A 20,556-nucleotide genomic window follows, 5' to 3' on the forward strand; every position below is an offset into this window, starting at 1 on the left:
GGGAGGGATCGTGAGCTCAGTGCTGGGTGCGGCTGGATTGGACCGAGTTGCTGGCGCGCAGTTCTGCTAATTGATGCCATGGTGTATGGGGTGATTGATGGTGCTCAAAGTGGTAGCCAAAGTGATAACAGGCCGCGAAAGATAATGCCGGATGAAGATTGAGGCTGCGGGCTCCATGCTTGTCGGTTGTGTCATCTCCAGGTCGATGGGGAAGCCAGATACCGACGATAAATAGCTGCCAGGAGCTGAGGATCAGCGGGATCACGCAAAACAGAATCAGTGAGGCCATCGCCTGCTGATGATGGTTCACCATGAGGAGGTAAAGGCTGAACCAGAGCAGTGTCAGTTTGAGGAATTGTTTGGGCTCAAGGTAGTGGGAGAGGAAGTGTGCGTACCATTCGAGGATGGCGGCCTTGTCAGGTTCGCAGTAGTCGGGATCGTCGCTCGATTCCGGTTGAAGGTGATGTTGCATATGGTTGAGGCGGCAGGATTCAAAATGAAGGCCTGCATAGGCCAACAAGCAGTAGTTGCCGATCCGTCGGTTGAGGCTTGGTTGGCCGGGTGTCAGGCTGCCGTGCATGGCGTCATGGGCCAGGATGAATAAACCGGTTTGTAGGAATGTTCTTAAGATCACAAAGACCGTTGTGATCACGGGATTGAAGTGATCCGCAGTTAGAAAAACTGCCATGATCAGAGATAGGAGCCAGGTGGATCCAATCAGTAGGGTCCATCGCAATCCAGGGCCTGGTCTTGTGATTGGATTACTTGTCACCGAGTTTGCTTACTTCTTCCGGTGATTCGAGTAAATCGATGGCAGCAAAGTAAATTTTGTTGTTCTGATCTAGAAGGAAGCGCCAGGCCACATTCAAGCCAACCTCCTTGCCAAACCAAGGGGTTTCAACCTTTCCGGTCACCTTGATCTGATTGAAGCCTCCCTCCGCTGGTTCGCTGAATCCTCCCCTGGGTAGCAGCTTCAGGTTCTGGCAATCACGCTTGAAGAAGCGAAGAATTGCTTCACGGCCAATAATCGGCTTTTGAAAGGGAGGTTGCAGGGCCGCGTCATCCAGAAAAAGATCGATCAGTTGATCGAAGTCATTAGCGTTCAGGAGCTGCATGTAGCTCAGAACGGTTTGGTTGAGCACTCCAGGAATCAGAATGCTCTCGCGTTGTTCAAGCGGGGTCGGGGCAATAATGGGTTCGGCGATCACGTTGTAGTCATCAATGTTTGGGTCGAATCCCATGTCAACAACGAAGTTGCGAAGCAGGGTGATCTGCTGACCTTGCTCAACGCTCTTAATGGCCTCAAGAACCGAGGATGCATTGGCTGAAAGCTTGTATCCGGATGGGATCGGCGCAACTTTGCCCTTACGCATCAATTCACCCAGTTCATACCAGAATCCGAGTTTGACGTTCACAGACCAGTAGGCGTAGCGCGTTGAGATTGGTGCATGCACTTTCGCGGCCAGATCGCACATCACCTTGGTTTGCTCCTCGTGACTCATGGTAAGGATTTCATTGAGGGTGGGCTTGGCTAACTCCATCCGTGCGGCGCCAGGTGCTGCCACGGTGATGGTTTGACCCATTTCCAGATAGGCAAACCAGATCAATGCCAGTTGGTCTTCAGGGCTGAGCAACCTGAAGCGTGCTGTGATCGCTGGAACGGCATCAGCCGTGCGGGTTTCTGGGAAAATCTGACGTGCTTTGTCGAGAGTGAACATCAGCCACAGACAGCTCATTTCAAGCTATGGCGATCCCTGCATGGCTGTGCTTTTGACCGTTGACTCGCAGCTGAATTGCAGCGTGAGCCTTTGCCTTTCTTGATCAATTGCTGTGATCCAAGGCTGTCTGATTACGACGAACAGCTGTAGTGGGAGAGGCCGCCGGTATTGAACAAGTCCCGGGGCCTCAGGCGGTCGTAACGGGCGGCACGGTCTTCTGAGAGATCGTCATAGGGAGTGCTGAACACCTCCTGCAGCTCCTGGATCAGGCTGTGGTCTCCCTGTTCGGCCTGCTGGTAAGCGGGGGCGATCAGCCACTCGCGCCAGGTGACGGCGGGGTTCACGCGACGCATCGCGGCTGATGTCTCCTCCAGGGTGCCGTTGGCATGGAGTTGTTTGCGCCACTGCTGCAGCCAGCTCTCCCACTGCTGATCGAGCTCACTGGAGCTGGGCACATAGAAGCTGGGGTGAAGATCGGAGGCCTGCTCAGGAATGGCAGACAGCAGCCGGAAGCTGCGGGTGTAGTCAGCTCGGGAGGCGATCAGCAGCTGCAGCAGCTTGCTCACCAGCTCTTCGTCGTAGATGGCGAGACCGAGCTTGCGGGCCCACATCGCTTCGAGTTCCTGCTGCATCACGGCGGCGAAGCCTTCGTGGATCGCATCGAGCTCCGTCAGGGCTTCACGGTTGCCTTCGAGCAGCGGACGCAGGGATCGCCAGAACATCCCGTTATTCACTTCGGCCGCCGCAGCTTGGTTGAAGAAGGAGAAGTGCTCACCCCCTCCGGTCCAGGGTTGGAAGCGCGGATCGAACAGTTCGCAGAAGCCGAAGGGGCCGTAGTCGAGGGTGTAGCCGCCGGCGGCGCAGTTGTCGCTGTTGAAGTTCCCTTGGCAGTAGCCGACGCGCATCCAGTCGGCGACCAGTCGCGTGAGCCTTGCGCGGAAGTGTCGGGCCAGCTCCAGCAGCTGCTCTGAGAACGGCAGCGCTGGATCGATCTCGGCCCGGTAGTTGCGCTCGATCAGGTGGTCCACGATCAACTGCAGTTCGGCCATGGCCTCCGGGTGGGCCTGGCTGCGGGCGCGGCGGGCGAACAGCTCGAGCTGCCCCACGCGCAGGAAGGACGGTGCCACCCGGGTGCTGATCGCTGCGGGGTTGTCGACCATCACATCCGGCTCGAAGGAGCGTGACTGGGGGCTGTACCAGGGCCGGCGCACGGTTTCGGCGCGCGACATGTAGAGGGTGAGCGAGCGGGAGCTGGGCACACCGAGGGCGTGCATGAACTCCTGGGCCAGGAACTCACGCACACTGGAGCGCAGCACCGCCCGGCCGTCGGCTCCGCGGCAGTAGGGGGTGGGACCGCCACCCTTGAGCTGCATCTCCCAGCGCCGGCCTACGTAGACTCCCTCCACGATCGACAGGGCTCTGCCATCCCCGTAGCCGTTGCCCGTGCCGAAAGGGCACTGCTGGATGTATTCGGTGCCGTAGATCGAGAGGGCATAGCCCGTCGCCCAGCCCCAGGGACGCATCGCTCCTGTGGCCACTGAGGCATCCCCGGAAAACAGTCGGCGGAAACGAGCGTCGTGGGCCAAGGCATCGCTGAGTCCGAGCTCAGCGAAGAGCCCCTGGCTGTGGGCTACGTACTCGGGCTCAGGAAGGGGGGTGGGCGTGACCGGTACGTAATGGCCTGAACGCACCTGGCGAGGCCGGTGATCGTTGCCGTCGCTGGTGGCCTCGGGATCCGGACGTAGGGCCTCCAGCAGCGAGTAATCCACCCGCTCGGCAAATTGGCTGAAGTCGGTGATCACCTCGGCGCTGCTCTCGTCTCGCGTTGGCATGGGCCCGGCTTCCGTGTTGGTCGATGCTATGGAGTGAGACTGAGACCAGTTGATTCCTCTTGGCGATGTCTAAAGCACGCGACATGATCAATGCCCATCTGATGCCGGTGCTGGGGATTATCGCCACGGCCAGTGCGGTGTCGATTGCCGTGTCTCTGCGCCCGATTGCGGAACAGTCGGCTCGCTGGAACACCTGTTATCTCGACAGCATCCGTTGGTATCAGGCCAACAAGCCCGCCTGGACCGTGCAGGACCAGGAGGTGTTTGCCTCCAACTTCTGCAACGGCGGAATCCCCGTCAAGCCTGGCCCTGGATTCCAGAAGGCGCCTTGAGGGAGCGAACACCGTTCGCCGTGTGGTCGTTACGGCTGATGTGGGGACTTCCCCAGAGGGACGGCTGGGATCTATGACTGTGGGCAGGAAAGCTCCTCACAGGGCTTTTCTCCTCACACCCTCCGAGAGGCTGCCGCAAGGGGCCTCTTTTTTGTTGGTCGCGGCTGACGCTGTGGGCAGATAAAACAAAACCCCCGCCGAAAGGCAGGGGTTCCGAAAACGCTTCAGGAGTGTGACCTTGTTTCCACCCTGAAGAGTTTTTTCTCCTCACAGCGGAATACTACCTGGATGAACTGGCACAGTGCCAGTTGTCTTTGGGCCAGAACGTCAGCTGCCACAGGGGGTGGTCGGGTTGAGCCTGGCCAGCATGGGTCCACTCAGGTTGTTGCTTCGGGATGGACCGCCGTGTTCCCTTTGCGCTGGTTGCTCTCGCTCTGCTGCTGGTGGGCTGCGGCGGGCGGGATGGCGCAAAGCCAGGCGGTGGCTCGGGCAGCGCTGAACCGCTAGACGGTCCGATCCGGATTGCGATCGATCTGAACGATCCGGCCAAAAGCAAAGGCACGTTGGTGCGTGGCAATCAGCCCACCAGTTTTCAAGTGGGCTACGGCCGTTATGGCGTCACCTGTGCCGGCACCCGATTCGAGGAGGGCTACACACCGCTGGGGCGCTTCAAGGTGAATGCGATTCTGAGCCAGGACCAGTTCGTGATGGCCCCGCAACTCATCAAGCAATCGGGCAAGAGCGAAGCCGAGCTCAAGACGATGCTGTTCAAAAACATGAGCGCGATCGATTTCAGTGGCGATGGCGAGGTGGGGGAATACGGCATCGGCTACATCAGCCTGGAGCCGATCGACAGCGTGAAGCAGCCGTTCCGATTCAACGACTACGACGGCAAGTTCCGCTGGTACAGCTTTGCGATTCACGGCAGCAACAACGAGGCGCGTGTCGGCGAGAAGGTCACCGGCGGCTGCCTGAATGTGAAGGAGCCGATCCTCAAAACCCTGCTCAAAATCGTGTCGTTGGGGGATGAAGTGGTGGTGACGGCCAACGGCCCCTGCACACCCTGAGCACGCCGCCGTCGGGCCGCCGCACGGATCTGCCTAGCCTCAAGCACCCTCTGGTTCTGATGACCATTCCCTTCGGCGAGCCCGAACCGAGTGATCGGCTGCTCAACCGATCGGTGGCGTCCACCCGGCTGAATGCCTGGCTGAACACGCGTTTGCGTCAGCTGGCCTCGGCGCAGCGCATTCAGGATGCCCGGGCTCTGCGCAGGGAGTTTTCGCTCGAGTGATGGCGATGACGGAACAATCCAGGCCTTCCCACGTGGTGGTGATCGGCGCAGGCTGGGCTGGCTGGGGAGCGGCCAAGGCCCTCGGCGAAGCCGGAGTGCGTGTGACCCTGCTGGATGGGATGGCGGATCCCACCGGCAGCACGTCGCTCATCACCGCCACCGGTAAGCCGTTTGAAGCCGGCACCCGTGGCTTCTGGAGGGACTACCCCAACATCAATGCCCTCACCGCCGAGCTCGGCCTCAGCGATGTTTTCACCGAATTCACCACCAGTGCCTTCTGGTCGCCCGATGGTCTGGAGGCCACGGCGCCGGTGTTCGGGGATGCGCCCCAGTGGCCGAGCCCTTTGGGACAGGTGGCAGCAACGCTCACCAACTTCAAACGCCTGCCGATCGCCGATCGGTTGAGCATCGCCGGTCTGCTGATCGCCATGCTGGATCTGCAGCGCAGCGAGCAGGTGTTCCGGCGCTACGACGCGATCAGCGCCCAGGCCCTGTTCGAGAAGCTGGGCATCAGCGAGCGCATGATCCAAGACTTCCTGCGGCCGATCCTTCTGGTGGGACTGTTCAAGCCGCCCGAAGAGCTCTCGGCGGCGGTGACGATGGAGCTGCTCTACTACTACGCCCTCGCCCATCAGGATTCATTTGATGTGCGCTGGATCAAGAGCAAGAGCATTGCCGAACAGTTGATGGCACCCCTGGCCCGAAGGCTTGTCGAGCACCACGGCCTGAGGGTGCTGGGGGGCACGCTGGCCACGCGGTTGAACCTCACGCCCGATGGTTCGGCGGTTGCTTCGGTGGCAACCCATTCGGTTGAAACGGGTGAGCAGGGGCTGATTGAAGCGGTGGATGCGGTGGTTCTGGCAGTGGGCGCCAAGGGGATGGGCGCGTTGATGACGGCCTCGCCGGCCTGTGCTGCTGCCGTTCCGGAGCTTGTCGAGGCCGGCAGGCTTGGTGCCATTGATGTGGTGTCGGTGCGTCTGTGGCTCGATGCCTATGTGGAGGTTGCCGATCCCGCCAATGTGTTCTCCCGTTTTGAGGCGTTGCGGGGAGCCGGTGGCACCTTCTTCATGCTCGATCAGCTGCAGAAGGGGGAGGAAGCAGCCCTGTGGGGCGGGGAGCAACCCCAGGGATCGGTGATTGCCAGCGACTTCTACAACGCTTCGGCCATCGCGGCCCTCAGCGATCAGCAGATCGTGGCGTTGTTGATGCGGGAGCTGTTGCCGGTGGCCAATCCCGCCTTTCACACCGCCACGGTGCTGGAGGCGGAGGTGAGGCGCTATCCGGCGTCGGTGTCGCTGTTTGCACCAGGGAGCTTCAGTCAGAGGCCGCCCCTGGAGACTGCGTTGCCTTCCATCGTGTGCGCCGGCGACTGGGTGCGGATGGGCAGCCGCGAGCATGGCGCCAAGGGGTTGTGTCAGGAGCGGGCCTATGTGTGTGGCCTGGAGGCCGCCAATTCCCTGATTCGGCGCAGGGTGGTGAAGGGAAGGGATTCTGCCGGTACGCATCAGCACCGGGTGATCCCGATCCGCGCTGATGAACCGCAGGTGCTGATCGGTCGCGCCTTGAATGCTCACGTGATGAACCCGGCGGAAGCGCTGGGTCTGCGCTGGCCGTGGTTGCCATGAAACGACTCCTGATCACCGGCGCCAGTTCGGGCATCGGTCTGGAAGCGGCTCGGCGTCTCGCTCGCAGCGGCCATCAGCTCACGGTGTTCTGTCGCACGGCCGAGCGAGCCGAGCAGACGGAGCAGCAGCTGCTTGCTGCTGGAGCGGCGCCCAGTCAGCTCGCCTGCATCGCCGTTGATCTGGCGGATCTTGCCAGTGTGGACAGGGCCTGTCAACAACTGCTGGATCAGGGACAACCCCTGGATGGCCTGGTGCTGAATGCGGGCCAGCAGCGTGCCGGCGCCGCGGCGCCCGTGTTCACGCCCCAGGGGATTGAGATCACCTTCGCTGTGAACCAGCTGGCCCACCAGTTGATCGCCACTCGGCTGCTGCCGCTGTTGCAAGCGGGGATGCAGCCTCGGATCGTGATCACCGCTTCGGAGGTGCACAACCCCGCCAGCGGCGGAGGGCGTGTGGGCCAATCGGCTGACCTGGGGGATCTGGCGGGGCTTCGGGCGGGTGCCGGCTTCGTGATGCTCGATGGCAGTGATCGCTTCGATGGCGACAAGGCCTACAAAGACAGCAAGCTCTGCAATCTGCTGCTGGGGCGTGAGCTCGATCGGCAACTGGAGGGCTCCATGCCGGTGATCAGCTGGAGCCCTGGGTTGGTGATTCCCCGCAGCAGCGAAGGCTTCTTCCGTTACAACCGCCAGAACAACCCTCTCGGGATGGCGTTGTTTGCGCTGGTGGCACGGGATCTGCTGCGTCTCACCGAATCGGTGCCGACGGCCGGTCGGTTGCTGGCTGATCTGGCCACCGATGCTGCCTTTTCGAGCCCTGGCTTCAGCTACTGGAGCAACCAACTGGTGCGCCCGGGTCTGCATCGCTTTGAGGCCACGGCCACGAGTGCGGCAGGCGCCGATCACGAGCTGGCGACTGCGTTATGGCGCCTGTCAGAAGCTTTGATTCACAGTGCGCTCGCTTGATCCCCGCGGCCTCAAAGCGATGCAGGCGCCTCAGGGGGCGCTCACCTCGATCTTGTTGCCGTAGCCACCGATCTCCACCAACTGGAAGGAGTGATGGCCGCTCATCGCCCAGCGGGTGCCGGTGCTGTCGACCATCTCCCGCCGATCAGTTGTGGCAGGCCCCACCGGGGTGAGGGTGTAGGTGGGTTTGTCTGCATGGGAGAACTCAAGGCGGAAGCCGTCATTCGCCGTTGGTGTGGTCTTACAGGTGGAGGCGACTGTGTTGAGCCAGCACAGCAGGGGATAGGCCTTGGACACCTTGGGGGCTGTTGTCGGAGCCGGCTTGCCACCCTGATAGATGCTGAGGGTGTACGCCCCTTCCCTGGTCAACCGGATCCGCTCGATTGTGTTGTTGCGCTGGAAGGTCTTGCCCTGCTCGGCTGCCGGGAACAGAAACGACCAGCGTGGGGAGGTGACCTGCACCGTTCCCTGGGATTGCCGGAACTCGCAGTCGAACTCCTCCACTGGAATGGTGTGGTCGTGCCGGGAGAGAACGCAGAAGGATTTCACGATCTCGGTCTTGGCTGGAACCACCAGGGAGCCGGCGATCAGAGCTGATGTGAGACAAACGCTGCGGAGCATCGGCCCAGTGGCAGGGGGAGATAGCTCAGTCATAGATGCCGCATCTGAGTTCTGGCAGAACTCAGCCAAGATGGTGGCCAGTTTGAACAAAGGGTTCGATCGTGCGCGCTTCACTTCCCCTGCTGTTCGCCGCTGCCGTCGTGCCCCTGGTGCCGCTGCCGGCTCCAGCGGCGGAGGTGTGCAGCTCATCGCAAAGCACCGTGGCTGAAACCGTGTGTGTGATCGCCGCGCTGAAAACGATGGACCAGACCCTGGAGAAGGCCCTCGCCCGGGTGGCCAAGGAGGCCAAAGAGGTGCCCAGTGAAGTGTTTCAGACTCTCTGGCGCGACAACCTGACCGGGTTCTACAAAACCAGTGCCGATCCCGCGGAACAGGCCGCGGCATTCAGGGATGAACGCCGCAAGGTGTGCGCCTATGCCAAATCTGTCGCGTTTAAGAGCACGGGATACGGCATCTTCACGACGCGCTGCGAGCTGGCGCTCACCCAGACCCTTCTGGATCAGCTGAAGCCTTGAGCGCCAGCAGACCCGGCTCCCAATTGTGAGCGGAATTCAGGTGAAGGGGGAGGATCGCTTCCAGCAGCTTTCTGGCCCTCTGAGCCTTGCGCTGTTTGTTCTGTTGAGGGGAAGCGACAGCACCCTCCTCAAGTGGCTTCAGCTCCGCGGCGCGTTGATCGCCATGGACGAGGGCATCGAAGTGATCAGCTTCTGCAATGTGTTCTTCTTCTCCACCTTGGTGAGTGGCGTGGGTTCACCCTCACGCTGGTGGTGTTTAGCCGTCGGCGGATCGGCGCTGGATAGATCCGGTCAGATTCTTCTCCAGGTTCAGTCACCCTTCCGCCGTCGGCTCGGAGTTGGCTGGTGGTAGGTCGACAGGCATGGCATCTGTTGGACCTCCTCACACACACTCTCTCTCAAGCGTCATGACCTTTTCCGCGTTTCAGCACCGTTGGCTGCGGCCAGTGGCTGTCTGCTGCCTTGGCGTTTCCGCAACCATTAGCGCCCTGTTCCCCCCGATGGTCGAGGCGCGCCCCTGGTGGAGGAGCCATGCAGGCCAAAGCAACGGCACGAGCTACAGCAATGACTATCAGGCCTACGGCGCTCCAGCACTCACGCCGGAGCAACAGGTGCAGCGCTGCAATCTCGGTCGCCTGATCGGTGGCCTCGGTGGTGGTGCTGCGGCCTACGCCATGTCTCGGGATGACGGCCGCTCCTGGGCGATTCCTCTCGGGGCACTGCTTGGCTCCCAGGTGGGTTGCAACACTGCGGCAGGACGCGGGCCGCTGCCCTGGTGAGCTGGGGTGGGGCCATGCAGTTGCTGTTGCGCTGATGCACGAAGTGGAAGCCATCCTGGCAGTCCGGCTGGCTCCGCTCTCTGACAATGTGGTGTCGATTGCAAGGCTGTTTCAATGTCCGATTGCATCACAGTTGACGAAGTTTCTGCTCTTGCAAAGGATTGGTTTTGCGGAGTCGCATCCGATGAATGCGCAAGCAGTATTGCCAGGCTGTTCTCTCATCCCGATGCGCGGATTCATGCGCCTGATGGACAAGCTTTCTCTCTCGAGGAGCACCGTTTGCTGCATCAACAATGGATCGACGAATCGCATCAGCTGGGTGATTTTGCTCTCACTGCCCTATGCGATGATCCCTGCCGTATTCATGCTTCTGGCACGGTGTATTGGCAGGCTCGCTATCGCGAAAGCCCTGCTTCGGGCTCGGGTGTGATTAAGGCTGTGGTAGGGGAGGATTGGGTGATTGAGAGGCGAGCGGATGGCACACTTTGCTTTGTCTTGTATTGGACGAAGTTTTTTCATCCATTGCCTGACTCGGCGTCCATCCGCCTCGATCAGTGATCCTGCGCTCTTCGATCCATCACTCCAGGACCCTGGCCGGCCCGGTGCACACCCAGGTGCGGCTGATGCCCTTCGCTGAGAGAAAGGGGTTGTTGTAGAAGCTGGGGCGACCTTGTGGGTTGTCGCTGTTCTGAACCCGCCACTGCTCGCGCTCGCAGCTCACCGTCACGGTGAGGCTGCCGCCCCCCTGCCTGTTGATCCGCAGCAAACGCACACCGTCGTAGAGGCCCAGGGGCTTGGCATCCAGCTGTCTGAGCAGGATTGCTAAGGCCTGCTGGGGCTCAGCCCTGGCCAAATTCTGTTTCGGTCCGCAGAGATCGCTCAGGCCAGAACTGTTGCGGCATTCCTCCATCGTCATGCCAACGATGATGGTGTTCCCGTTGGCTTGATTGACAAGTCCGAAGCTGTCGGCATACCCCCGAAGCATCCATTCCCCTCCCCGTTGGTCTTTGTAGAAGCCCACATTGCGTGCTGCGCCGTTCCTCAGCCGTGTGTAGGTGTCATGGATGCCGTCCTTCCACTCCAGCTTGAAACGGTTGCAGGGGGCACCGGTGCAGAGAAAGGTGCGCCGGCAGGCGATGCTTTTGTTGTTGTAGAGGCAGTTCACCCAGGGCTCGGCGGCCATGGCCTTTGCGGCATGGCTCACCGCGATGTCGTTGACCCCGCCGACGAGGAGTGCCCAACTCACACCCAGTGCAATGCGCTTCATCGTGTGCGTGATGCCGTGGCTTGCGCTCATCATCTTGATTCAGCCATCGGTCGTAGCAGGCCAATGTCAGCGGAGGCTCGATCTGTTCATGCAGAGTGTGAGCTGAAGCCAGTTGCACGTTGTCATCGCCACGAAGGGCGAATGCGGCCACGGATTCAGCACAGCTGCTCAGGGCCGAATCGTTCCGAGATGGCAGCTTAAGCTCGAGGCCCCCGAGGCAGGCATTGTGCTGGTGATGCTTTTGTTCGGTGCTTTACAGCGCTGAACGAGCGAATCCTTTACAAAGAAGTGAGTTTTGACAAGATCAACGTGCCCGGCCCGCTGAACCAAGAACCAGAAGTGTGCAATGTGCTGGGGGACTCCATCACCCTGCGCCTCACCACCGAGCAGACCGACGGAAAATACAGCGTGGCCGAATTCGCAACACCCGGTGGGGTGGGCCAGCCCCCTCACACCCACGCCTGGGATGAAACCTATCTTGTGCTGGAAGGGGAGCTCAACCTCAACATCAATTGTGAAACCACCGTTGTGGGAACGGGTGGTTGCTATCAGGTCAAGGCTGGTGTCGTTCACGCTCCCACACCCAATGGCGACTTCTGCCGCTACGTGATGGTTGGTCAGCCTGGCGGTGTCGAATCCGTGTTCAAGAGCCTGAAGGCCAACGAAAAGGATCTTCACGACATGGCCAAGGTGGTCGAGATCGTGACCAAGGAAGGCGTCACCATCGCTGGTTGATTCACCGCTTTCCCATTCATCCCCATCCCGTATCAACCAATGTCATCCCGCTTTTTTCATGTTCAGCACGAATTCCGTGCCGGAACCTCACAGAAATGGTTTGAGACCGTTCAAAAGGCCCTGGCCCCTGGTGGTGGCTGGGACGAAGCCGTAACCCGCAATCTTGAAGCTGGCTACTACAACCATTGTTTCAACCCCACTGGTCTAGAAGGACCTGCCTTCTGCATCTGGGAAGTGCGTGATGGCATCAGCGACGTTGAATTCCAGGCCTTCATCGATGGCCCCAACGGTCCCGATATGGGGACCGGCGCTTTGCTGAACATTTGCCGTGAGATCAACCTTGAACTGGCCGGGAACACCCCTTATCCCCGCAAGTTCGCCTGACGATTCGCTAGAGCAGCCTCCTCCAGGTTGCAGTCGCCATTGGGCCGGGCCTGCCGGGCTCTGAGCGCTTCCACTTCCTGGCGCGCTGCCTGGAGATCAGCCTGGAAGACAGGATCAGCCCGGCCTCTGGCGATTCCGAGGACGCATTGGCCGTTGCTGAAATGGCTTCGAAATCAGCAGTGTTGCGTGTCTCCAGTTGCCCGTCATGGGCAAGAGCTGTGGCGGCGATCACGGCTCAAAGCTTGCAGCGGTTGGGATGCCATTCCGTGATGGCAGTTCCAACTCGACGCCCCCGAGGCGGGCGAAATGGTTGTGAATGCGTGAGCCCAATCATTCTGTGGTTGCTGCTGGTTTCGTGGGTTCAACCACCTGATGAAGAATCGGGCGCACCTCCTCTTCCAAGGCTTGATCACTGCCAGCAGTGCTGTCATTGCTGTCAACGCTAGCGATTGGCATGGGCCTGCTCTCTCTGCAGCTCTGTTGAATGAATGCCCGGGCTGTCTCATGGAGAAGCTCTTCGTCTGAACTCCTTGAGCAAGGCGCGATTGAGGCGGTCATCGCATCCGACGACCATCTGCGGATAGATTGCGCCGCCCTTGTAGGGGGCGTAGGCGTGGCTGCAGAGCGCCTTGGTGGCCTCGTGCCACTGCTCCATCAATCGCGTGCCCACCTTCTGGCGCAACTGGGCGTCCGACTGCTCCCATGACTTTTCAGCGCAGTAGCGCATCTGCGGAGTGGTTGCCCCGGGGCACTGGATCTGCGCTGGTTGGGCGGCTGCTGGTTGGGGAACGACTGCCAGGGCGCCAAGGATCAGCAGCTGTCTCATCTGGTCTGGTGCCTTCGCTCCTGTTGGCCAACTCTGGCTGCCCTGATTCTGCTCGGCATCCCCCATCCCCCATTCGGGGGATGTCCTCCACGACCCTTGGCGGCCGTTGGTTAGAAGAGCGCCCATGACCCAGTTCGAGCGCAACCAGATCCGCGCCAAGCTCCACCGGCTGGAGTTGGATGAGCGCTTCATTGAGCGCTACCTCGCCAAGCTCGATCGCAATGGCGAGTGTTATGCGATCGCCTGCCGCACGATCGATCGCTGGGAGAAGCCGGATCCCTCCTCCACCGTGCTGCAGGCGCTGATCTGTGGCTTGCTTGCTGCTGCCGCTGGCGCCTGGCTGGCCCTGGTGGGTTAAGCCGCCTCGGCCTTTAAGGTTTCATCCGATACAGATCCCGCCTGAGCGGCCTGCCTGCGTCATGAAAGCTTCCAAGGTTGTCGACTTCCTCGGCCGTGTGCTGATGGCCGCCGTGTTTGTGAATGCCCTGCCCGGCAAGCTCACCGATTTCGCCGGCACCGCTGGCTTCATCGCCTCCAAGGGCATCCCTGCTCCCCTGGCTGCTGTCCTGCTGGTGTGCGCGATCGCTGTGCTGATTGTGGGGGCGATTCTGCTGGTGTTTGGTGAAACCACCGTGCTCGGTGCCTCCTTGCTGCTGGTGTTCCTGGTGCCCACCACGCTGATCTTTCACACCTTCCCCATCGATCAGGGCTTTGTCATGAACCTGGCTCTGATCGGCGGCTTGATCCTCGCGATCACCCGCGGCAACGCCGGCGCCGCCCCCAGCTTCAGCAATCTGCGCGCCAGATCGGAACAGTGGCGCGGTTGATGGCTATCAATGGGTTGCCTGCTGCAATCCCATGACTGTCGGCGACATTGTTCGCATCATCATTGCCTTCATCCTTCCGCCCCTGGCGGTGGCGACTCAGGTGGGGCTCACCGGTGCGTTCTGGCTCAATCTGATCTTCTGGTTGCTCAGTTTCGGGGGGCTGGGGCTGCCTCTGCTGGCGATCATGTGGCCTGTGGCGGTGATTCACGCGATCTACATCTGCGTGACCCGCAAGTGAGTGCTGCTGGCCGATGGAACTTCGCCTCGGATCCCCATCCATCCTGAGGGCCCTCGAGACGGCCGAGCGTCTGCTGGCCGATCAGCGTTTGGTGGCTGTGATGGCCGATCGCCTCACCCTTTCGGCCTTTGCCCTGGCCGGGCCCGTGCGCCCCGGCCTGGTGGGTGCCGCCACCACCGAAGACGAGGGTCTGCAGTTGGTGCTGCGCACCCAGCCCGATCTGCTGATCGCCTGCGATGGTCTCGAAGCGGGCTACGGCATCAGCTTGCTGCGCCGCGTGAAGGCAGAGCTGCCCACCACGCGCTTGCTGATCTTCCTGGAGCGTGAAACCCGGGAGGTGGTGCAGGAGGCCATGGAGGCCCACGCCGATGCGGTGATGTTCAGATCGAGCATGGGCAGTGGTGAGAGCGATTTCATCCAGGCCCTCAACGCCGTCGCCGAAGGCAGGGTGTATTACCCCGAAGCGATCCGCAGCCTGGCGGCTCAGTGCAGCCCCAGGCCAGGCCTGCCGCCCTTGGTGGAGGAGCTCAGCGCCAGGGAGCTGGAGGTGGCTGCTGCCGTGGCCCGCGGCCTCTCCAACAAAGAGATCGGTGATCTGTATGGCATCTCGCCGGAAACGGTGAAAACCCATGTGAGCAACGCCTCCGACAAGCTCGGCGCCAGCGATCGCACCCAGCTGGCGGTGCTGAGCCTGCTCTACGGGCTGATTGATCCGTTGGGGTGATGATGATCAGCTGCAGCCGCAGCTGACGCTGCCTTTTGTGCAATGGCTCTCGATCAGTTGAAGGCGTTCCTTGTGCGCATGCAAGACGATGCGCAGATCAGGCAGACCGTGCTGGCCGCCTCCACCGCTGACGATGTCGCCAAGATCGCTGCCGGGCTTGGTTATGAGTTCTCCGGTGATGAACTGCTGCGCTTCTCCGGCCAGAAGGTGGGCCGGGTCACTGTCTCCAAGCAGGAAACCCCCGGCGAATACAACTGAGTGCCCGCGGAGGGTTGACGCTTCTGGAATCGTCACACCAGGGCGTGCTCTCTGATACAGCGCCGATCGTCGGCCCGGCCAAAGCTGAAGATCATTTCTGGCGCCACCGCGCATGTCAGCTCCGCGCCGCTACAGGCTGATTGATGCCGCCCTGCAGCCCCATCCCCATCTCGACGATGAATACGCCTCGCTGCCGGAGGCCCTGGATGCAGCGATTCACTGGAGCCTGTTGCTCGCCTTTGATCCGATCCAGTCATCCATCGGTGTGGAGGTGAGCACCGATTCCGGCAGCTGGCGCACGCTTCAGCTGCCCTCCAGCGCCAAAGCCCTCACTCTCTAGTGCGGAAGATCCAGGGGCGGGTGATGCCCTGTTGGCTCCAGACCCCCAGCCGTTGGCGTTGGGCCTGCCGCTCTGCCTCCAGATAGGCCTTGCGATCACAACGCTTCAGGTAGCGGTGGAAAACAAACGCCTGGCCCTGTTGAACCATCGCCAGATTGATGTTGCGCCCTTCCGAGCTGAACAGTTCCGCCACGCTGCGGCCATAGCGATCCTTCGTTTGCACCCGGATGCTGAGCTCGCTGCCCACGGGGACGAGTCGCACCAGTGCTGCTTTGGATCGCGCGCCGTAGGGAGCCTGGGCCCGTTCCGGTGCATCGATGCACGCCAGGCGAAGGGTGAGTGTGCGGCCGGCTTCGCTCACGCGCAGCGTGTCTCCATCGCCGATCGACAGCACACGCGCCCTCTGGATCACGATCGGAGTGGTGGCCAGAACCACAGCCAGAACCTCAGTCAGCACTGGGGCTGCCATCACCCACTGATGCGTCTGGCATCAATGATCCGCGCCAGCTCGAGCATGTAGCCCGCTGTGCACCAGCGGCCGTAGTTGCGAGCCCGGTTTTCCAGGTCGGAGCGGATCTCAGCGGTTTCCGCCATCAGCAGATCCAGCTCACCCTGCGGGAGCTCGTAGAGCTCCTGAAGTTCCACCTCCCGATCGAGTAGGTGACTCCGGAACCACTTCTGTGTTGTGTCCTGGGGTGGGGTGTCGCGTGGCATGCCTGCATTGCCTTGATGGGCAAAGGCCGCCCCCTCCGATGGGAAGGGACGGCCTTGTTCGCGTTCTGTGCGAAGCGACTGGCTGTTGGCGCCTGGGGCCAGGGGATCCAGAGGTGGGGTTGATGAAGCTCCGGGGCACCTACTCCGTGGAACACGGTTGGGGCGGTGCAGTGGAGTGTCGATCGACGTGGCGCACAGTCGTTGCCTGCCGAAGGACCAACCTCACGGATGGGTGGAAACTGTTGGAGCAGGGGCCGGAAAGTCAGGCTGCTTCTCGGTTTTGCTCCGGTGGAGTGTCGGCCGTCATGGGCTCCTCCGATCTCGATGCACACAGTTTTGGTGTTCCCGGCGACCAGGGCAATCGGTGTTAAGGCGCATTGCCTCCAGGGGCGGAAGCGCCGAGAGTCAGAACGGCGTGTCCATTGAGCGCCCAGCCATCGCCCGGATCCTGCTGCGGTAGCGCCGGTCCTGGGTGTTCATCAGGTGATCCCAGAGCGTGAAGTAGAGGCCGTAATGCCTGTTCTGATGCTTGTGGTGGATCGAATGGTGCGCTGGTCCAATGATCCAGGCGCCCAGCCAGTGATGCGGAAACCGCTGCGGCAGCACCTCAGGGCTCAGGTGATTCACCATGGCCCAGGCGGTCATGGTGGTGAGCACGGCCAGAACAGTGGCGAGATGGAGCGGCACCAGCACCACCACCATCACCAGCAGCAGGGAATGCACGAGCGATTCGATCGGGTCCAGCGCAAAGGAGGTCCAGGGCGATGGCTGCTTGGAGCGATGGTGGCCTCGATGCGTCCACCCATACAGCGTCGGCTGATGAAACAGTCGATGCATGAAATAGAACACTGTGTCCTGCACAAGCAGAACAATCAGATAACTGATCGGGATGTAGATCCAGCCATGCTCCCCTGGATCCAGATAAATCCTGGTCAGGCCCATGGCATGGAGTTTGATCGCACCTGCCAGGACGACAGCAAAAACGGCTGTGGAGAGAATGCCCAGCCTTGTATCTCCTTTGATATCAGTATTCAGCGGTGGATTTGGCTGGCGTAGAGGCCAGCGAAGCAGAGCTGCTGCAAGGAGAGTACGAAGATTAATCGTTGCAAATAAGGCGGCGGTGTCGATCCACAGTGACTTGCTAAAGGCATCGTTCAACTGCAGAACAAAATTGACGCCGCCAGGCTGCATGATGGTTCGCGATCAGTTGCCTGAAAGGTAGATATTGACTTGGTTTGATTGATGTTCAGCGGGCTTTTGCCCCGTCTTTGCGGCGCAGTTGCAGCGCCTTAGCGCTGCCCTAACAGTTCATCCCAGCTGATCAGTTGACCGTTGCTGATGCTCTGTTGGATTTGCTGTCGGTTCTGACGGGGACCGCTTGATGGGCGGCTCGCGGATTCATGCGCAGGCAACGGCTTGGGGCCGCGCCTGGGAGCGGTGTGTTGTTTCATCGTGGTTCACCTGTTTGGCGTTATCTGGATCGCGCTGAATGGAGTGGATATTCAGGCTCACTTGGCGTCCGAGCGTCTTTAAGGAGCTCGTTTCACATCTCCACCATCGCACAGATCCAATCGGCCTGGGTTCGGTCAGGTTGTTCGGTTGCGCGCCAGCACTCACCAAAGCTCCGGATTGTTCAGGGCGCCTTCGATGCGTGAACCGCTCCTCACGCCCTTCAGCACACCAGGCGTCAGCGCCCGGGCAAACCAGCAGTCACCATGCTCCGTGGGTTGGGGGGTGCTCACCTGGTGGGGCGTGGAAAAGCGCCGGGCGTAGTGCAGGGGATTGCCCAGCACGAAGATCGCATCCGCATCCAGCGTCTCTTCCGCCTGACGCATCAACTCTGTGGCCAGACCCTGCCGTTGCCAGGCGGGGAGCACGGCCAGCGGTGCCATCACCAACGTCTTGAGCTGGGGCGCTGCAATCAGTGTGAGCGGGGTGTAGCAGGCATGGGCCACCACGGTTCCCTCCCGCTCCAACGTGAAACTGGCCTGCCCTTCGGTGATCAACGTCTCGGCCAGGTCGGCGATCGTGCCTGCTTCCTCGGGGCCGTAGAGCGGTTCCCGGGAGAACGCCTCAAGGTGAAGCGTGCGGATCTCCTCGATCAAGGCTCGATCGGACGATGACCGGGAGTCCAAGGGTCTGGCGTCTGTTCGACCTTGTCTAGCGATGGCTCCCGTGCGGCGGCCACCCGTGCTCCAGCCCTACGCTGCACCGGCTGCCATGGAGCGACTGTTTGATGAAGGCGATCTTCAACGGAACCGTGATCGCCGAGAGCGATGACATCGTCATGGTCGATGGGAACCCCTATTTCCCCCGCTCCTCCATGTGTGAGGAATTCTTCCGGCAATCCAGTCTCACAACGGTCTGTGGCTGGAAAGGAACCGCCCGCTACTGGGATGTGGTGGTCGGAGATCAAGCGGTCGCCAATGTTGTCTGGGCCTACGACACCCCCAAGCCCGACGCCGAATCGATCCGTGAGCGGTTCGCGTTTTATCGGGGCAAAGGGGTGGAGGTCAGCTGAAGCGACCGTGTCTGGAGGCCTTCACTTGCCCTCCGGTAACGGGCAGGGCATCAGAGGCAGGGTCTCGCCTTTGGGGTGGAGCCACTCCTCGAATTCCTGGTGAACCGCCTCAGCATCAGCCAGTCGATCGCGGCTCGTGAGCACCCTGCTGCGTTGTCGGCTGTAATCCACAGCGCCTTCGATCAGTTCGATCGCCTGTTCGGTGGTCATGGGGATGGGGCATTTGCCAGCCATGCTTGGTCCCCTGCACCAGTCCGGTCGTCGCGATGGCGACAGTGCGGTTCGTTTTTCAGCGTTCCAGCACCGCCGAGTGCAATTGGCTGAGCAGGCGCGCGGCCAGACCCCTTGAAATGCGGCGTGCCACCAGCAATTGGCAGATCCAATCAAACAACGGAGGGTTGCTGGGGTTCTGCAGCAGGTGATCGCGAAGGTCCAGCAGTGCCCCCTGGTGTCGACACCCCCGCAGAGCATCGATCAGGGTGTCTTCTGGGGCCCTGGTGCCTGGCGCGGCGGTGATTGTCATGGAAGCGTTCAGACGCTGTTTCGTTCTGGCACCGATGAGCGGTCTGTTGCAACAACTGCTCGAGCTCGCAGGCTTGCTGCTAAGTCATCGCCCATCACATCTGCAGCACCAGCCAAGCCAGGCCGCAACCCACCACCAGGGAGATCACGCCAACGATGGCCTTCCAGAAGCGGGGATCACTGGGTTGGAAGACCATCGGTGGGGTGATTCAGCACAGCTCCAGTTTCAGATAAGCGTCGTCCAGTTCTCGCATCTCCTCGAGGTTTTCGTGGAACCAGCAGCCGTACATCAGATGGATGATCCTGCCGGTGTCCATGTCGCGATCGGCGACTTCCTGCCAGAGCCGGTGGGCCAGCTCCTGATCCGCGAGCACAAACTGCGCTTCCACCAACGCCTGCACCATCTGGAAGTACGACTGACGGTCATTGCGAAGCCGGCATTCCTCGCTGCCAGTTGCTGCCGGCCTCGAAGCCGGTGATTTCAGCTGGGTGCGCGTCATGGACAACCTCCTTGCTGCGATCAAGCTCATCAACACTGTTGATCGCGGCGCCATCCGCGGCAATCAGTATTCATGCGCACTCTTTGGCGCTGACTGACTTGGCGCTGACTGATTGGGAGCGGCCTGAACTCAGGGGATCAGGTTCATGCCAAGGAAACCGCGGCCCAGGCCGGAGCGTTTGTCCTGCAGAAAGGTGACCGCCAGTTCGAAATCCATCAGCCCGGCGGCTTCGATCGTCTCCAGGGGGAGTTGGCCCTGGCTGCGCTGGGCGTAATTGCTGTAGATCTCCTCTTTACGAGCTGAGAGAAAACTCACCAGTTCGCGCAGGATGAAGTCCCTCCATTCGTCTTTGTCCTGCTGACGCACTTCAGGAGCAGTCATCGCGATGATTCAGGCCTGATCGGCACCCTAGAGACAACGCACCGATGCTCACCGCTCTTGATACGCCCACCATCAGTCTCCTGTTGTTTGGTGCCTGTTTCGCGGCCCTGCAGGTGTGGTGGATCGCTTCCCTGTTGCAGCGCAACCGTCGCCGCCGTGCGGGGGAGCCGATGAGCAGCCGTGAGTTCCGCGCTGAGTTGGAGCGCATCTTCCGGCGAGAGGCCTGAGGCTTCCAGCCTGAAACGTGGCAGCATCTCCCCCATCGCGGCTCCCCTGTCATGCCTTTGATCAACGTGCGCACCTCGTTGCCTGCCGTCAAGGACGGCTCGGCGCTGTTGCAGGAGCTGTCGACGGCGCTGGCCGAGCAGACCGGCAAGCCGGAGGCTTATGTGATGACTCTGCTGGAGACCGGTGTGCCCATGACCTTCGCCGGTAGCGCTGACCCCTGTGCCTATGTGGAGGTCAAGTCGATCGGTGCCCTGCGGCCGCCGGCGATGACCGCCGCATTTTGTGAGCTCATCCAGACCCGCACGGGTATTCCCGCCAATCGCATCTACATCGGCTTTGACGATGTGCAAGCCAGCTGCTGGGGCTGGAACGGTTCAACCTTCGGTTGAATTCCGATGCCTGGGTGCAACGCC

Annotated in this window: 34 protein-coding genes; 20 read left to right on the top strand and 14 right to left on the bottom strand. The window is 61.0% G+C overall.

The window, feature by feature from the left end:
• Positions 1 to 16 precede the first annotated feature (16 nt).
• The 3 genes from CWE16_RS08140 to CWE16_RS08150 form a co-directional block, all read right to left on the bottom strand.
• Entirely contained in the window at positions 17 to 652 is a 636-nt protein-coding gene (locus tag CWE16_RS08140; RefSeq protein WP_236629650.1) for a fatty acid desaturase, read from the bottom strand.
• A gap of 109 nt (positions 653 to 761) precedes the next feature.
• The gene (locus CWE16_RS08145; RefSeq protein WP_131594528.1) at positions 762 to 1,718 is read right to left on the bottom strand and encodes an orange carotenoid-binding protein; all 957 of its coding nucleotides are present in this window, start codon (positions 1,716 to 1,718) and stop codon (positions 762 to 764) included.
• Positions 1,719 to 1,849: 131 nt separating this feature from the next.
• The gene (locus tag CWE16_RS08150; RefSeq protein WP_131594530.1) at positions 1,850 to 3,550 is read right to left on the bottom strand and encodes a protein adenylyltransferase SelO family protein; all 1,701 of its coding nucleotides are present in this window, start codon (positions 3,548 to 3,550) and stop codon (positions 1,850 to 1,852) included.
• A 65-nt stretch (positions 3,551 to 3,615) separates the two neighbouring features.
• Between CWE16_RS08150 and CWE16_RS08155 the strand changes: the two genes are divergently transcribed.
• The 5 genes from CWE16_RS08155 to CWE16_RS08170 all read left to right on the top strand — a co-directional run bounded on the left by CWE16_RS08155 (position 3,616) and on the right by CWE16_RS08170 (position 7,763).
• Positions 3,616 to 3,882, top strand: coding sequence for a hypothetical protein (locus CWE16_RS08155; protein WP_131594532.1), 267 nt, complete (start codon positions 3,616 to 3,618; stop codon positions 3,880 to 3,882).
• A gap of 395 nt (positions 3,883 to 4,277) precedes the next feature.
• On the top strand, positions 4,278 to 4,949 hold the full coding sequence (locus tag CWE16_RS08160) for a L,D-transpeptidase (protein ID WP_131594534.1): 672 nt from the start codon (positions 4,278 to 4,280) through the stop codon (positions 4,947 to 4,949).
• A 59-nt stretch (positions 4,950 to 5,008) separates the two neighbouring features.
• The gene (locus CWE16_RS12145; RefSeq protein WP_201737979.1) at positions 5,009 to 5,173 is read left to right on the top strand and encodes a hypothetical protein; all 165 of its coding nucleotides are present in this window, start codon (positions 5,009 to 5,011) and stop codon (positions 5,171 to 5,173) included.
• Positions 5,173 to 6,798, top strand: coding sequence for a hydroxysqualene dehydroxylase (locus tag CWE16_RS08165; protein ID WP_131594536.1), 1,626 nt, complete (start codon positions 5,173 to 5,175; stop codon positions 6,796 to 6,798). Before CWE16_RS12145 ends, CWE16_RS08165 begins: the two co-directional genes overlap by 1 nt.
• Entirely contained in the window at positions 6,795 to 7,763 is a 969-nt protein-coding gene (locus tag CWE16_RS08170) for an SDR family NAD(P)-dependent oxidoreductase (protein WP_131594538.1), read from the top strand. The genes CWE16_RS08165 and CWE16_RS08170 overlap by 4 nt, the downstream gene beginning before the upstream one ends.
• A 30-nt stretch (positions 7,764 to 7,793) precedes the next feature.
• Here CWE16_RS08170 and CWE16_RS08175 read toward each other — a convergent pair whose 3' ends face one another.
• A complete protein-coding gene (locus CWE16_RS08175; RefSeq protein ID WP_131594540.1) occupies positions 7,794 to 8,384 on the bottom strand; it encodes a hypothetical protein in 591 nt (196 codons plus the stop codon).
• Positions 8,385 to 8,485: 101 nt separating this feature from the next.
• Between CWE16_RS08175 and CWE16_RS08180 the strand changes: the two genes are divergently transcribed.
• Genes CWE16_RS08180 through CWE16_RS08195 form a run of 4 tightly spaced genes read left to right on the top strand, consistent with a single transcriptional unit; the run spans position 8,486 to position 10,108 of the window.
• Positions 8,486 to 8,899 carry a lysozyme inhibitor LprI family protein gene (locus CWE16_RS08180; protein ID WP_161567579.1) on the top strand — a complete coding sequence of 138 codons (414 nt, stop codon included), beginning with the start codon at positions 8,486 to 8,488 and terminating at the stop codon, positions 8,897 to 8,899.
• A 25-nt stretch (positions 8,900 to 8,924) separates the two neighbouring features.
• Positions 8,925 to 9,251: a hypothetical protein gene (locus tag CWE16_RS08185; protein ID WP_131594544.1), complete on the top strand. Its 327-nt coding sequence runs from the start codon at positions 8,925 to 8,927 to the stop codon at positions 9,249 to 9,251.
• Positions 9,252 to 9,306: 55 nt separating this feature from the next.
• On the top strand, positions 9,307 to 9,678 hold the full coding sequence (locus CWE16_RS08190) for a glycine zipper 2TM domain-containing protein (RefSeq protein ID WP_131594546.1): 372 nt from the start codon (positions 9,307 to 9,309) through the stop codon (positions 9,676 to 9,678).
• Between the two features lie 34 nt (positions 9,679 to 9,712).
• The gene (locus CWE16_RS08195) at positions 9,713 to 10,108 is read left to right on the top strand and encodes a hypothetical protein (RefSeq protein ID WP_131594548.1); all 396 of its coding nucleotides are present in this window, start codon (positions 9,713 to 9,715) and stop codon (positions 10,106 to 10,108) included.
• A 147-nt stretch (positions 10,109 to 10,255) separates the two neighbouring features.
• On the opposite strand, the gene CWE16_RS12275 is transcribed toward CWE16_RS08195, so the two are convergent.
• Positions 10,256 to 10,945, bottom strand: a complete 690-nt coding sequence (locus CWE16_RS12275; protein ID WP_236629651.1) for a hypothetical protein — start codon at positions 10,943 to 10,945, stop codon at positions 10,256 to 10,258.
• A 309-nt stretch (positions 10,946 to 11,254) separates the two neighbouring features.
• On the opposite strand from CWE16_RS12275, the gene CWE16_RS08210 reads away from it, so the two are divergent.
• Both CWE16_RS08210 and CWE16_RS08215 read left to right on the top strand, forming a co-directional pair.
• Complete coding sequence (locus tag CWE16_RS08210; protein WP_131594550.1) at positions 11,255 to 11,680, top strand: cupin domain-containing protein; 426 nt, start codon at positions 11,255 to 11,257, stop codon at positions 11,678 to 11,680.
• A 39-nt stretch (positions 11,681 to 11,719) separates the two neighbouring features.
• Positions 11,720 to 12,064: a hypothetical protein gene (locus CWE16_RS08215; RefSeq protein WP_131594551.1), complete on the top strand. Its 345-nt coding sequence runs from the start codon at positions 11,720 to 11,722 to the stop codon at positions 12,062 to 12,064.
• 502 nt (positions 12,065 to 12,566) lie between these two features.
• On the opposite strand, the gene CWE16_RS08225 is transcribed toward CWE16_RS08215, so the two are convergent.
• Entirely contained in the window at positions 12,567 to 12,890 is a 324-nt protein-coding gene (locus tag CWE16_RS08225; protein ID WP_131594552.1) for a lysozyme inhibitor LprI family protein, read from the bottom strand.
• Positions 12,891 to 13,014: 124 nt separating this feature from the next.
• Between CWE16_RS08225 and CWE16_RS08230 the strand changes: the two genes are divergently transcribed.
• The 6 genes from CWE16_RS08230 (at position 13,015) to CWE16_RS08255 (ending at position 15,277) form a co-directional block, all read left to right on the top strand.
• The gene (locus CWE16_RS08230) at positions 13,015 to 13,248 is read left to right on the top strand and encodes a hypothetical protein (RefSeq protein ID WP_131594554.1); all 234 of its coding nucleotides are present in this window, start codon (positions 13,015 to 13,017) and stop codon (positions 13,246 to 13,248) included.
• Positions 13,249 to 13,309: 61 nt separating this feature from the next.
• Positions 13,310 to 13,717, top strand: coding sequence for a DoxX family protein (locus tag CWE16_RS08235; RefSeq protein WP_131594555.1), 408 nt, complete (start codon positions 13,310 to 13,312; stop codon positions 13,715 to 13,717).
• 31 nt (positions 13,718 to 13,748) lie between these two features.
• Complete coding sequence (locus CWE16_RS08240; protein WP_131454519.1) at positions 13,749 to 13,955, top strand: YqaE/Pmp3 family membrane protein; 207 nt, start codon at positions 13,749 to 13,751, stop codon at positions 13,953 to 13,955.
• A 13-nt stretch (positions 13,956 to 13,968) separates the two neighbouring features.
• On the top strand, positions 13,969 to 14,679 hold the full coding sequence (locus tag CWE16_RS08245; protein ID WP_131594557.1) for a response regulator transcription factor: 711 nt from the start codon (positions 13,969 to 13,971) through the stop codon (positions 14,677 to 14,679).
• 42 nt (positions 14,680 to 14,721) lie between these two features.
• Positions 14,722 to 14,937: a Nif11-like leader peptide family natural product precursor gene (locus CWE16_RS08250; RefSeq protein ID WP_131594558.1), complete on the top strand. Its 216-nt coding sequence runs from the start codon at positions 14,722 to 14,724 to the stop codon at positions 14,935 to 14,937.
• Positions 14,938 to 15,049: 112 nt separating this feature from the next.
• Positions 15,050 to 15,277, top strand: coding sequence for a hypothetical protein (locus CWE16_RS08255; protein ID WP_131594560.1), 228 nt, complete (start codon positions 15,050 to 15,052; stop codon positions 15,275 to 15,277).
• Here CWE16_RS08255 and CWE16_RS08260 read toward each other — a convergent pair.
• The 4 genes from CWE16_RS08260 to CWE16_RS08275 form a co-directional block, all read right to left on the bottom strand.
• Positions 15,267 to 15,746: a thermonuclease family protein gene (locus CWE16_RS08260; protein WP_131594561.1), complete on the bottom strand. Its 480-nt coding sequence runs from the start codon at positions 15,744 to 15,746 to the stop codon at positions 15,267 to 15,269. The two genes, CWE16_RS08255 and CWE16_RS08260, sit on opposite strands and share 11 nt — an antisense overlap.
• The gene (locus tag CWE16_RS08265; protein WP_131454513.1) at positions 15,746 to 15,991 is read right to left on the bottom strand and encodes a hypothetical protein; all 246 of its coding nucleotides are present in this window, start codon (positions 15,989 to 15,991) and stop codon (positions 15,746 to 15,748) included. The genes CWE16_RS08260 and CWE16_RS08265 overlap by 1 nt, the downstream gene beginning before the upstream one ends.
• A gap of 405 nt (positions 15,992 to 16,396) precedes the next feature.
• Positions 16,397 to 17,182 (bottom strand): sterol desaturase family protein, encoded by a 786-nt coding sequence (locus CWE16_RS08270; protein ID WP_236629652.1) that lies wholly within the window; start codon positions 17,180 to 17,182, stop codon positions 16,397 to 16,399.
• Positions 17,183 to 17,604: 422 nt separating this feature from the next.
• Positions 17,605 to 18,126: a GNAT family N-acetyltransferase gene (locus CWE16_RS08275; protein WP_161567581.1), complete on the bottom strand. Its 522-nt coding sequence runs from the start codon at positions 18,124 to 18,126 to the stop codon at positions 17,605 to 17,607.
• Between the two features lie 101 nt (positions 18,127 to 18,227).
• Here CWE16_RS08275 and CWE16_RS08280 point away from each other — a divergent pair, with 101 nt between their 5' ends.
• Positions 18,228 to 18,512 carry a DUF427 domain-containing protein gene (locus CWE16_RS08280; protein WP_131594565.1) on the top strand — a complete coding sequence of 95 codons (285 nt, stop codon included), beginning with the start codon at positions 18,228 to 18,230 and terminating at the stop codon, positions 18,510 to 18,512.
• A gap of 21 nt (positions 18,513 to 18,533) precedes the next feature.
• Here CWE16_RS08280 and CWE16_RS08285 read toward each other — a convergent pair whose 3' ends face one another.
• The 4 genes from CWE16_RS08285 to CWE16_RS08300 all read right to left on the bottom strand — a co-directional run bounded on the left by CWE16_RS08285 (position 18,534) and on the right by CWE16_RS08300 (position 19,915).
• The gene (locus CWE16_RS08285; protein WP_131454511.1) at positions 18,534 to 18,722 is read right to left on the bottom strand and encodes a hypothetical protein; all 189 of its coding nucleotides are present in this window, start codon (positions 18,720 to 18,722) and stop codon (positions 18,534 to 18,536) included.
• Between the two features lie 79 nt (positions 18,723 to 18,801).
• On the bottom strand, positions 18,802 to 19,035 hold the full coding sequence (locus CWE16_RS08290; RefSeq protein ID WP_131594567.1) for a hypothetical protein: 234 nt from the start codon (positions 19,033 to 19,035) through the stop codon (positions 18,802 to 18,804).
• 208 nt (positions 19,036 to 19,243) lie between these two features.
• Positions 19,244 to 19,534 (bottom strand): hypothetical protein, encoded by a 291-nt coding sequence (locus CWE16_RS08295; protein ID WP_131594569.1) that lies wholly within the window; start codon positions 19,532 to 19,534, stop codon positions 19,244 to 19,246.
• 129 nt (positions 19,535 to 19,663) lie between these two features.
• Entirely contained in the window at positions 19,664 to 19,915 is a 252-nt protein-coding gene (locus CWE16_RS08300; RefSeq protein WP_131454508.1) for a hypothetical protein, read from the bottom strand.
• A gap of 44 nt (positions 19,916 to 19,959) precedes the next feature.
• Between CWE16_RS08300 and CWE16_RS08305 the strand changes: the two genes are divergently transcribed.
• Both CWE16_RS08305 and CWE16_RS08310 read left to right on the top strand, forming a co-directional pair.
• Positions 19,960 to 20,142 (top strand): hypothetical protein, encoded by a 183-nt coding sequence (locus tag CWE16_RS08305; protein ID WP_131454507.1) that lies wholly within the window; start codon positions 19,960 to 19,962, stop codon positions 20,140 to 20,142.
• 51 nt (positions 20,143 to 20,193) lie between these two features.
• Entirely contained in the window at positions 20,194 to 20,532 is a 339-nt protein-coding gene (locus tag CWE16_RS08310) for a phenylpyruvate tautomerase MIF-related protein (RefSeq protein WP_131594571.1), read from the top strand.
• The last annotated feature ends 24 nt before the right edge of the window (positions 20,533 to 20,556 follow it).

The sequence above is a fragment of the Synechococcus sp. BS55D genome, from assembly GCF_004332415.1.
Lineage (GTDB): Bacteria > Cyanobacteriota > Cyanobacteriia > PCC-6307 > Cyanobiaceae > Synechococcus_C.